Origin of the sequence: Acinetobacter sp. ACNIH3 (genome assembly GCF_002918965.1) — a bacterium.
Taxonomy (GTDB): Bacteria; Pseudomonadota; Gammaproteobacteria; order Pseudomonadales; family Moraxellaceae; genus Acinetobacter; species Acinetobacter schindleri.
Genome location: NZ_PQLP01000038.1, coordinates 17,064 through 27,146 on the forward strand (window position 1 = coordinate 17,064; position 10,083 = coordinate 27,146).

Consider the following 10,083-nt stretch of genomic DNA (forward strand, 5'->3'; position numbering starts at 1 on the left):
TTAAAACTTAGTTTGCTTGTTGTTTTTCTGCTGCACGTAAAGTTGTCGCTAAACGATCTAATACACCGTTGATGTATTTGTGGCTGTCTGCACCGCCAAAATGTTTAGCTAACTCAATTGCTTCGTCTAAAACGACACGATATGGAATCTCAAGATGTTCTTTGAGCTCATACGCACCTAAACGAAGTGTTGCGAGTTCTACACCGTCAAGTGCAGAAAGTTCGCGATCCAGCACAGGGATAAGCAAAGCATCCAATGCTTCATGATTGGCAACCACTTGAGTCAACAATTCATGATAATAGCCAAGATCCACTTTGTGCATGGCATTGTCCACACGTGTACGTGCTTCAATCTCATGCACAGGGTTGTGGCTCATTTGCCATTCATAAATTCCTTGTACAGCAAAACGACGTGCTTTACGTTTTGCAGCATAAGTTGCTTGAAGTGTTTGCGACATAGCCTTAAATAGCCTTTAACAAGTTAACCATTTCAATCGCAGTCAAGGCAGCTTCACTACCTTTATTGCCTGCTTTTGTTCCAGAGCGTTCAATCGCTTGTTCAATACTATCCGTAGTGAGTACGCCATTAATGACAGGAAGACCAGCGTCCAGACCAACTACGCCTAAACCTTTGGCACATTCACCTGCCACGAAATCGAAGTGCGGTGTGCTACCACGAATCACAGCGCCCAAAGCAATGATGGCATCGAAATTACCAGTCGCTGCTAATTTTTTTGCAACGATTGGAAGTTCCCAGGCACCAGGTGCATGAACGACCGTGATATTATCCTCTGATACACCATGGCGTTTCAATGTATCAACGGCACCTTCTAACAGATGTTCAACAACAAAGCTATTAAAACGACCAACTAAAATCGCATAACGGTCTTCGTTCGCGAGATGTAACATACCTTCAATACGGCGAACAGCCATAATAACCTCGATTCTTATCTTAAGATGTGTGTTGTGCGGTGATGTATTCCACCACTTCTAAATTAAAACCTGACAATGCATTAAAGCGTAATGGTGAACTCAGCAGTTTCATTTTTTCTACGCCTAGATCACGCAAAATTTGTGCACCGACACCAATAGTTTGATACTGCTGCGACAGTGCAGCATTGGATTTCACATTTTTGGGTGCTTTTAAAGTATCAAGCGCAGGACCTAGATCTTGTAAATGACGTTGACCAATCCATACCAAGACACCACGATCACTGCTTGCAATTTCTTTAAGTGCCTTGTCTAAATTCCAAGCCGGTTCGCCGTCCTGTTTATTCAGTTTTAATAGGTCCCGTGTCGGGTTAAAGCCGTGGACACGTACAGTCGTTACGCCTTCTTTCGGCTCGCCTTTGACTAGTGCCACATGAATATCCGGGTTACCTAATTCACGGTAACGATACAGATCAAAGGTACCGTATTCGGTATCAATTGTTTGCTGATCTAAACGTTCAACCGTTTGCTCATTGGTCATGCGATAATGAATCAAGTCAGCAATCGTACCAATTTTCAAGCCGTGTTTTTCAGCAAATACTTCTAAATCTGGGCGACGTGCCATGGTGCCATCTTCATTGATGATTTCACAAATGACCGATGCTGGCTCTAAACCTGCAAGGCGAGACAAATCACAACCTGCTTCGGTATGACCTGCACGGTGCAGGACACCACCTGGCTGTGCCATCAATGGGAAGATATGACCAGGCTGTACGATGTCCGTAGGTTTAGCATGAGCCGCCACAGCGGTTTGAATGGTATGCGCACGCTCTGCAGGTGAAATACCGGTAGAAATACCTTCAGCTGCTTCAATCGATAATGTGAAGTTGGTCCCGTGTTGAGCGCCATTAGCATCTACCATCAATGGAAGATTCAACTGTTGGCAACGCTCTTTACTTAAAGTCAGACACACTAAACCACGAGCATGGGTGATCATAAAGTTGATGTCTTCAGGACGCACGTGCGTGGCAGCAATGACTAAATCGCCTTCATTTTCACGATCTTCATCATCCATCAGGATGACCATTTTTCCTGCACGGATATCTGCTACAAGCTCTTCAACTGTATTGAGCGGCATCAACCTTCACCTTCTTTTTTGATCTTGTTCAGACCGAATCATGACATTATTGGTTGCATAGTCTAACGCTTTTTGAGCAATTTTGCCTATGCTTATTGATTTCCCTAAACTGAACATTGTTATACACAGTCTTTTTCGGCAAAGAAAGCCGACTTTATATGGAAGTTTTTAATTTTTGTATTTTTTTTATCCAATTGAAAATATTAAAAAAATCAATACTTATCATAGAGGGATATATACTTGTTTTGGATAGCTTTATGATTTTATTGGGATAGAGGGACGGTTATTTTTTTGTTTAAGATAAAATTACCAAGCCAATAAAAAAGCGAACTGAAGTTCGCTTTTGCTTAGACAGGAATTAGAAGAAACCTGCGGGTTTGGTCGAGTAGCTGACAAGCAAGTTTTTGGTTTGTTGATAATGATCGAGCATCATTTTGTGGTTCTCGCGTCCAATCCCTGATTTTTTATAACCACCAAATGCCGCATGGGCAGGGTAAATGTGATAACAGTTGGTCCAGACGCGACCTGCCTGAATCGCACGGCCGGCACGATAAGAGGTATGGGCTGAACGCGACCAGACACCAGCACCTAAGCCATAAATGGTGTCATTGGCAATTTTAATGGCATCATCAAAGTCCTTAAAAGTGGTCACGGCAAGTACAGGTCCAAAAATTTCTTCCTGGAAGGTTTTCATGTCATTGGTGCCTTTAAAAATGGTCGGTTCAATATAGAAGCCTTGACCTACTTCATGGCGTGCTTCACCACCTGTTAAGACCTGAGCACCTTCTTCACGACCTGTGGCGATACAACCCAAGATCTTATCCTGCTGTTCTTGCGATGCCTGTGCGCCAATCATGGTGTCGGTATCCAGCGGATGACCGGTTTTAATGCGCTTGACACGCTCAACTGCACGTTCCAGGAATTTGTCGGCAATACTTTCCTGTACCAGTGCACGTGAAGGGCAGGTACAGATTTCTCCTTGGTTGAGGGCAAACATGGTAAAACCTTCCAGGGCTTTATCTAGGTATTCATCCTCTTGATCCATCACATCTGCAAAGAACAGGTTTGGTGATTTACCACCCAGCTCTAAGGTCACAGGAATAATATTTTCAGTCGCATATTGCATAATCAATTGGCCGACTGCGGTTGAACCGGTAAAAGCAATTTTTGCGATACGAGGGTTGGTCGCCAGTGGACGGCCGACTTCGACCCCATAGCCATTAACAATATTCAGTACACCAGGTGGTAAAAGATCCTGAATCAGTTCAACCAACACTAAAATACTGACAGGGGTTTGTTCTGCTGGTTTCAGCACAATACAGTTACCGGCAGCTAAAGCCGGAGCCAGTTTCCATGCGGCCATGAGAATTGGGAAATTCCACGGAATGATTTGACCGACAACGCCGAGGGGTTCATGGAAATGATAGGCGATGGTGTCTTCGTCAATTTCTGAAATGCCGCCTTCTTGCGCGCGAATACAACCAGCAAAATAACGGAAGTGGTCGATACATAATGGAATATCCGCATTTAGGGTTTCACGAATCGGTTTACCGTTGTCCCAGGTCTCTGCCACCGCGAGCAATTCCAGGTTTTCCTCTAGACGATCGGCAATCTTGAGCAGGATATTTGAACGTGTGGTCGGTGATGAGCTATTCCACTGGGCTTTGGCGGCATGGGCGGCATCGAGTGCGAGTTCAATATCTTCTACACTGGAGCGTGGTGCTCTGGTAAAAACTTTGCCATCGACTGGGGAAATATTATCAAAGTATTCACCTTTGACCGGCGGCACCCATTTACCGCCAATAAAGTTTTCGTATTGTGCTTTAAATTGAATTTTTGAACCGTCAGTATTTGGATCTGCATAGCGCATATTTTTGTCCTTTCATTGATTGTTATAGCTGTGAGAGAAATAAAGCTGAGAGACGAAGACTCATCTTGGAATGAATAGTTATAGCTAATATAAAGAGCAAATCTGACGCTATGTCGAGGGTTTACAAGCGTGCTACAAAAGGTAACAAAGCGGGGGTAAGGGGATTTTGTTATTTTTAATAAAAATCAATTTACTAGGTTGGATAGATTAAATTTTTAAGGCGTTAAAACATGATGTTTCGCACATATAGGCTTGCTAAAAAATAACAATTAATACCTGCTTGATGAAAAATCTTTGAGCAAATTTTGGGGAAGGTCATTTATCATTTTCCTTCCCGCTATCTTGCAAATAATGAGGGTTATGAACTGGTCAAAGTCCTTTGGTCTGTAACCATTCAAACAGCTGTTGATAGACCTGTTCCCGTACCGCTTTTTCTGACAGTACCAGGTCATGCAAGCCATTATGAATTTCGCACAAGGTGACATCGCCCGATATTTTGCTGGCATGCTGAATCATATCCTGCACTTCCAGGATCACATCGCTGCTTTGTGCATGACGATTAAATTTTCGTGGATAAGTCGTCTGATGCGAATGCATGATCAGGACAGGAATGCTTAACTGAAGACCTTGATGCAGTTCTTTTTGCGCCTCATGAATGGCATGTACAAAGCTCAAACGCACCATGGGATAACGGACTTTTTTCCATTCGAGGTTAAAGTTCCATTCACCATGATGGCTGGCGTGCAAACTCGGGACATACCACTTATTAAGACGACTTGGGAACAGCAAGTTTGGAAAACGTTTGCCCATTGCTGCCATTCGAGGAATGGCAAATTTCTTTTCCAGACGACTCATATTGAAATCATAAAAGGGACTGTTTGCCCAGAGCGCTTTAATCAGGGGATGATCAGGATGATGTGCTGCATACAAGGTTGTGGTTAAGCCCCCCGTTGAATGTCCGCAAAGCAGCACGGCGTCATGACTTTCCTGACCGATAATATCCAGTGCCTGAGTAATTTCTGCATCATATTCTGACAGGCTATGAACGTTATAGTACTTCTGATGCGGCAAATAGGAGCGGCCATATTTACGTAGGTCCAGCGCATAAAAGTCAAAACCCTGCTCATTGAAACGCTCTGCCATTTCAGTCTGGAAAAAATAGTCGATAAAACCGTGGATATATAGCACCGCCTTTTTAGTCGGTTTAGCGGCTTTCTTGCGAACGAGGGTCGCCACCACCTGACCTTCATAATCATTCGGAAGATCTAAGGTGGCCTGTTCATAGCCAGCCCCTAAAATATCGGGTTGATAATCTACCTCTATCTTTGTTGTCATTATTTTCTCTTAACTTCTTGTTCAGATTTTATATTTAGATATTTCTACACTAGCGTCAAATAAAAAAACAGTATTTTCTAATGAGGAACTGATCACCTGAAATTAAAGATAAACAGCTCATCGGGATGGAATAAATGCGAGACAAGGTTTCTCTATACTGAAAAAGATATCTATAAGTTCCTTGTTTGTTATTTTGCTGGTAAATATAAGGCTAGAAAAACAGAAAAAGAGTATGATCTAATCAGTAGAATGCGCTTGTGCTCAGACCACATTGGAGTGTAGAAAGGCGCCATGTATGATACGCACCTTCCTAATACATGTAATTTTGTATAGCGAAGCTAAAATTATGGATGCAGATTGAAGAAAAATTTTTATTTTTTAAATCAATAAATTAATTGAAGTAGGGGATTGTGGAAATACCCAGAGAAATAGATATTCAACTAGGCATCTAACTTTAACCTGGCCAAAAGCTGAAAATAAAAAAAGCCCCAATTTTCGATCAGGGCTTTTAGAATTTGGAGCGGGAAACGAGACTCGAACTCGCGACCCCAACCTTGGCAAGAGTCACCGACATAAAATACACTAAATAACATAATTGGTATTTTAATAAACTCTATATATAACAGTTATATAGAGTTTTTATTTTGTGTGGTGTAATTTAAGGTAGGGTGGGGTACTTTGATTTTTGGTAACTAATTTATTTTGATAATCAACAATAATAACCAACATACACATGCTTAATCTAAAGGTGTTTTACTGACTGGTATAATTTTATAATGAGAGGGGGTGTTGCCTGGGGCTACGGTTTCTGTTTTGCCTTTTGGCGTAAGACGTACAAATATAAGCTTTCTACTTTTTCACGTGCCCATGGTGTGGTACGCAAGAATCGCAATGATGATTTAACACTTGGGTCTATGCAAAAACATCTAATTTCAATTTTACGACTTAAACCTTCAAAGCCACCGTAGTAATCCAATAATTCATCCAAAATGTCAGCAAGTTTTTTGCCGTGTAAAGGGTCATTGGAGTTGTTCATAATAGATCAATCGTATTTTGGGTGGCCATTATTATAACCTGGGCTAGTTGGAAAACTAGAGAGTTGGAATGTAAGTAATGATGGACTGAATAGCCACCAAAATTCTGGAGCACACCCAGCCATCGGGTGATGCATCATATATATGACTTGGTAATCCCATTTGCTGTGTAGGAAAGTTTTTTCTTAATGGGTCACCTTTTAATGGAAGTAGGTAAGAGGAAAGCTCTAAACCTTTACGGATCGCTTCAGCACTGTATTCAAAGGCAATTAATGGTCGACCTGTGATTGCTGTTGAGGAGACCAGTGTACCCTAAAGCCAATATTCACCCCATCCATTGTAGTAAACATTAAGTTTTTTGAGCATGGATTTATTTCCTTTTGATACGTTGGCGAGCCGTATTGCTCTCATAGCGAAGAATATCATCTACACTGTTTAAATTAGGTTTGAAGAGTTCCTCTAATTCTTGTAATCGGCCTAGGACCATGGCAACGCGTACTAAATTTTCAAATGAAACATTTCGACCTGCTTCCAGATTGGATACTGTATTCACACCAATACCAGCACGTGCAGCAACATCTGCCTGAGTCATTTCCAGATAAAGTCGTTCTTTACGAAGCCTCTCACATAATAATCCAACAACTTCTTCAGGTTTTATGAATTTTAAATCCATAATATTGGGTCTTATGTCCATATATGTCTATTAAACCACAAAATAATGGAGTTATAAAATAAACAGTTGATCGGTAAGAAGGTGCTTTATTGGCCTGATTAGATCCTATTAGATTAAAGAAATCTAATTAGACATTTACAATCTAATGGAATCTAATACAATCTATGGTAATAAATAAATCATTGCCGAGTAATTAAAATGATGACCATCTCCAATGACCCTTGGCACTTTCCACGTACCGAACTGGCGAAACAAATTTTAGGCATGTTTGAGACTGGACTAGCTAGTTCTCTGACTTTTTTTGCCCCACGCCGGATGGGAAAAACTGAATTTTTACGAAAAGATATTACGCCCCTAGCAGAACAGCTTGGATGGCGCGTTTTTTATTTCAGTTTTTTAGATGCAGGCCTGCATAGTGAAGGGCAGTTTGTAAAAGCTCTTGATGAGTTTTCAAAACAAAATGGCTTAATGGGGAAAGCCACACATTGGATTAAAAATATTGGTTCTTTAAGTACAGAGGTGGCAGGGGTAAAAGCTGAAGTGACACTTCTACAAGGACAAGTGAATTCCAGTATTTTGTCTAGCATTACTAAACTGGCTCAGCAGGGGAAACCTATTTTACTGTTACTTGATGAGATTCAGGCTTTAGCTAGTTCAAAATATAAAACCACGATTGCCAGTTTACGTACCGCTTTAGATATGCATAAAGAAACAATAAAGGTAGTTTTTACTGGTTCAAGTCGAGAAGGCCTGAGACAAATGTTTTCTGTGAGTAGTGCTCCCTTTTTTCATTATGGACAGAATTTACCTTTTCCAAATCTAACAAAAGCATTTACAGATCATCTGGCAGATGTATTTAATCAGACAACAGGACGTAGTTTGAATAAAGAAATTTTATGGCACGCTTTTTTAGATATGAAGCAAAGTCCTCAACTAGCAAGATCATTAGTGGAGCGTTTAGCCTTAAACCCAATGCTGGCTATAGATTTTGCCAAGGAACAGCTTATAGCCGATACAATGGGGCATCGTGACTTTTCGGGATTATGGGGAGAGTTTAAGTTATTAGAACAGCTAATTTTAAAAGCCATAGCGGAATCACAAGTTGAACTTTATAGTAGTCAATTTAGACAACATCTGGCTGATTCCATTGGTGTAGATAACATTGCGGTATCAAGTATTCAATCGGCCCTACGTTCTTTATCAAAAAAACAAATTATTTTTAAACCAGAAAATGGTACTTATGAAATCGAGGATGCTCTTTTTAAAGAATGGATTATGGATGAAGCATAATTTTGAAAACTCATTTGGATAAAAATTAACCGTACTGAGCTTGTCGGAGAATTTTTATTTAAGTATTTTATTCATAGACATTATTTCAATATAATGGGTGTCTATGAACAGAGAAATTCAACAAAGACTCGTATGAGTTAAATTATTTGAAGAGACTAATGATGCTGGCCTAGTTTGTCGGAGATGTGGCATTTCTAGACCAACGTTACGCAAGTGGTGGAAACGATATTCTGAGCAAGGTATTGATGGATTAAGTAGCCAGAGTAGACGTCCCTTAAAATCGCCAAATACTAAAATCAATGCTGAGCTAAAAGCCTTAATATTAGAAATGCGCTCAGCTAGAAATTTTGGTGCTCGACGTTTGCAAACAGAATTGATGAGGCTGCACGGAGTCTCGTTGTCCTTAGCGACTATCCATAAAGTACTATCCACCCATCAAGTCAAACCGATTAAAAAATTCCGTCGTAAAGCAGATTTCATTCGTTATGAACGCCCATTACCAGGCGATAGAATTCAAATGGATACCTGTAAACTGGGTCCAGGACTATATCAGTACACATCTATCGATGACTGCACACGATATCGCGTTTTAAGGATATATAAACGCCGAACAGCAGCGAATACTCTCGACTTTTTAGACTGCGTAATTGAAGAAATGCCTTTTCCCATACAGCGAATACAGACCGATCGTGGGCGGGAATTCTTTGCTGAAAAAGTACAGAAAAAAATGATGCAGCATGGAATCAAATTTAGGCCAAATAAACCAGGTTCACCTCATCTGAATGGCAAGGTAGAGCGTTCACAAAAAACTGATAAATCTGAGTTCTACGCTACTGTAGATATCAATTCTGAGGATATCCAAGACAAGCTAGCCGAATGGCAGCATTACTATAACTGGATGAGACCACATTCAGCGTTGAAAGGTAAAACACCGATGGAGAGGTACTTTGAATTATGTGAAGAAACTCCTTTCTCAGATGAAGTCCAGAAGCAATACAACCCCTCAAATGAACGGATTCAACATGCCAATTACAAGATGGATCTAGAGATCGCTAAATTGAAATGATCTCTATGAATCACACATAGAAACAATGCTAAAACTTTTGACCCCATTTGGTTTAAAATTAACTGTTGTGAAGAAATGATCACTTTCTATCAGGATATTTTCGATCTCAATGAACTGTTTAACTTCTCGAATTTGATTGTCTTTATTCACAATATTCCTATTGAGTGAGTCGAATCTGTGCTCAGGTTGAGCAGTTCGGCTACTGTTCTGAAATGACAGCTTTGTCCGTTATAATTGTATAAACATTTTTAGTGTCTGGTAATCATGTCGTCATTGATCAATTTTCTATCTCGCTTTAGTACTGCAACTCTTCATCGTAGTCTGAGCTATGCTAAGCACATTGATAGGGAAACAATTGAGTTTTTTGAGGAAAATGATGATGTCACGATGTATGCTCAAATTGAAGGGACAGATTATTACGATACCGCGATTACCTATAATCCCCAAAAAGACCGTTTAATCGATGACGACTGCACTTGTCCGGTTGGATATAACTGTAAACATGCTGCTGCTTTAGCGCGGTTATTCTTTCAAGAATATCGTCAGGAATTTCAACAGCGTTATGCTGACTCTCAATCCCCGCAGGGAATCGCAAAACGCCAACGTGGGGATGATCAGGCACAGCGCTGGTTGAATGATTTTAAACGGTATTTACAACAGACTGAACCAGAGCAATCTGTCAAAACAAACAATTATTTAATTTACCTGCTAGATCAGTCTGTCAGCTTAAAGAAATTGACAGTTGATG

General features: G+C 40.5%; 9 protein-coding genes and 2 pseudogenes. 3 read left to right on the plus strand and 8 right to left on the minus strand.

Going from position 1 to position 10,083, the window contains the following annotated elements; all coding sequences use genetic code 11:
• Positions 1 to 7 precede the first annotated feature (7 nt).
• The 8 genes and pseudogenes from nusB to C3420_RS13090 all read right to left on the minus strand — a co-directional run bounded on the left by nusB (position 8) and on the right by C3420_RS13090 (position 6,979).
• Positions 8 to 457, minus strand: coding sequence for a transcription antitermination factor NusB (gene nusB / locus C3420_RS13055; RefSeq protein ID WP_004814175.1), 450 nt, complete (start codon positions 455 to 457; stop codon positions 8 to 10).
• 4 nt (positions 458 to 461) lie between these two features.
• Entirely contained in the window at positions 462 to 932 is a 471-nt protein-coding gene (gene ribE / locus C3420_RS13060) for a 6,7-dimethyl-8-ribityllumazine synthase (RefSeq protein ID WP_004895821.1), read from the minus strand.
• Between the two features lie 19 nt (positions 933 to 951).
• Complete coding sequence (ribBA, locus tag C3420_RS13065) at positions 952 to 2,067, minus strand: bifunctional 3,4-dihydroxy-2-butanone-4-phosphate synthase/GTP cyclohydrolase II (protein WP_004895820.1); 1,116 nt, start codon at positions 2,065 to 2,067, stop codon at positions 952 to 954.
• 358 nt (positions 2,068 to 2,425) lie between these two features.
• Positions 2,426 to 3,937 (minus strand): aldehyde dehydrogenase family protein, encoded by a 1,512-nt coding sequence (locus C3420_RS13070; protein ID WP_004814181.1) that lies wholly within the window; start codon positions 3,935 to 3,937, stop codon positions 2,426 to 2,428.
• Between the two features lie 369 nt (positions 3,938 to 4,306).
• On the minus strand, positions 4,307 to 5,272 hold the full coding sequence (locus tag C3420_RS13075) for an alpha/beta hydrolase (RefSeq protein ID WP_004814183.1): 966 nt from the start codon (positions 5,270 to 5,272) through the stop codon (positions 4,307 to 4,309).
• A 799-nt stretch (positions 5,273 to 6,071) separates the two neighbouring features.
• A complete protein-coding gene (locus C3420_RS13080; RefSeq protein WP_004647809.1) occupies positions 6,072 to 6,308 on the minus strand; it encodes a VF530 family DNA-binding protein in 237 nt (78 codons plus the stop codon).
• A gap of 115 nt (positions 6,309 to 6,423) precedes the next feature.
• Positions 6,424 to 6,612 (minus strand): annotated as a pseudogene (locus C3420_RS13085) (type II toxin-antitoxin system HipA family toxin); the annotation flags it as partial.
• A gap of 64 nt (positions 6,613 to 6,676) precedes the next feature.
• Positions 6,677 to 6,979, minus strand: a complete 303-nt coding sequence (locus tag C3420_RS13090; protein ID WP_044111704.1) for a helix-turn-helix transcriptional regulator — start codon at positions 6,977 to 6,979, stop codon at positions 6,677 to 6,679.
• 198 nt (positions 6,980 to 7,177) lie between these two features.
• On the opposite strand from C3420_RS13090, the gene C3420_RS13095 reads away from it, so the two are divergent.
• The 3 genes and pseudogenes from C3420_RS13095 to C3420_RS13105 form a co-directional block, all read left to right on the plus strand.
• Complete coding sequence (locus C3420_RS13095; RefSeq protein ID WP_002058158.1) at positions 7,178 to 8,269, plus strand: ATP-binding protein; 1,092 nt, start codon at positions 7,178 to 7,180, stop codon at positions 8,267 to 8,269.
• Between the two features lie 103 nt (positions 8,270 to 8,372).
• Positions 8,373 to 9,335, plus strand: a pseudogene (locus C3420_RS13100) (IS481 family transposase).
• A gap of 264 nt (positions 9,336 to 9,599) precedes the next feature.
• Positions 9,600 to 10,083 (plus strand): SWIM zinc finger family protein (locus C3420_RS13105; RefSeq protein WP_146048163.1); only part of this gene is annotated, 484 nt, incomplete at its 3' end.

Excerpts from the sequence above, each read along its gene's own strand:
- nusB (WP_004814175.1), bottom strand. The coding sequence starts at position 457 with ATGTCGCAAACACTTCAAGCAACTTATGCTGCAAAACGTAAAGCACGT.
- ribE (WP_004895821.1), bottom strand. The coding sequence starts at position 932 with ATGGCTGTTCGCCGTATTGAAGGTATGTTACATCTCGCGAACGAAGAC.
- ribBA (WP_004895820.1), bottom strand. The coding sequence starts at position 2,067 with ATGCCGCTCAATACAGTTGAAGAGCTTGTAGCAGATATCCGTGCAGGA.
- C3420_RS13070 (WP_004814181.1), bottom strand. The coding sequence starts at position 3,937 with ATGCGCTATGCAGATCCAAATACTGACGGTTCAAAAATTCAATTTAAA.
- C3420_RS13075 (WP_004814183.1), bottom strand. The coding sequence starts at position 5,272 with ATGACAACAAAGATAGAGGTAGATTATCAACCCGATATTTTAGGGGCT.
- C3420_RS13080 (WP_004647809.1), bottom strand. The coding sequence starts at position 6,308 with ATGAACAACTCCAATGACCCTTTACACGGCAAAAAACTTGCTGACATT.
- C3420_RS13090 (WP_044111704.1), bottom strand. The coding sequence starts at position 6,979 with ATGGATTTAAAATTCATAAAACCTGAAGAAGTTGTTGGATTATTATGT.
- C3420_RS13095 (WP_002058158.1), top strand. The coding sequence starts at position 7,178 with ATGATGACCATCTCCAATGACCCTTGGCACTTTCCACGTACCGAACTG.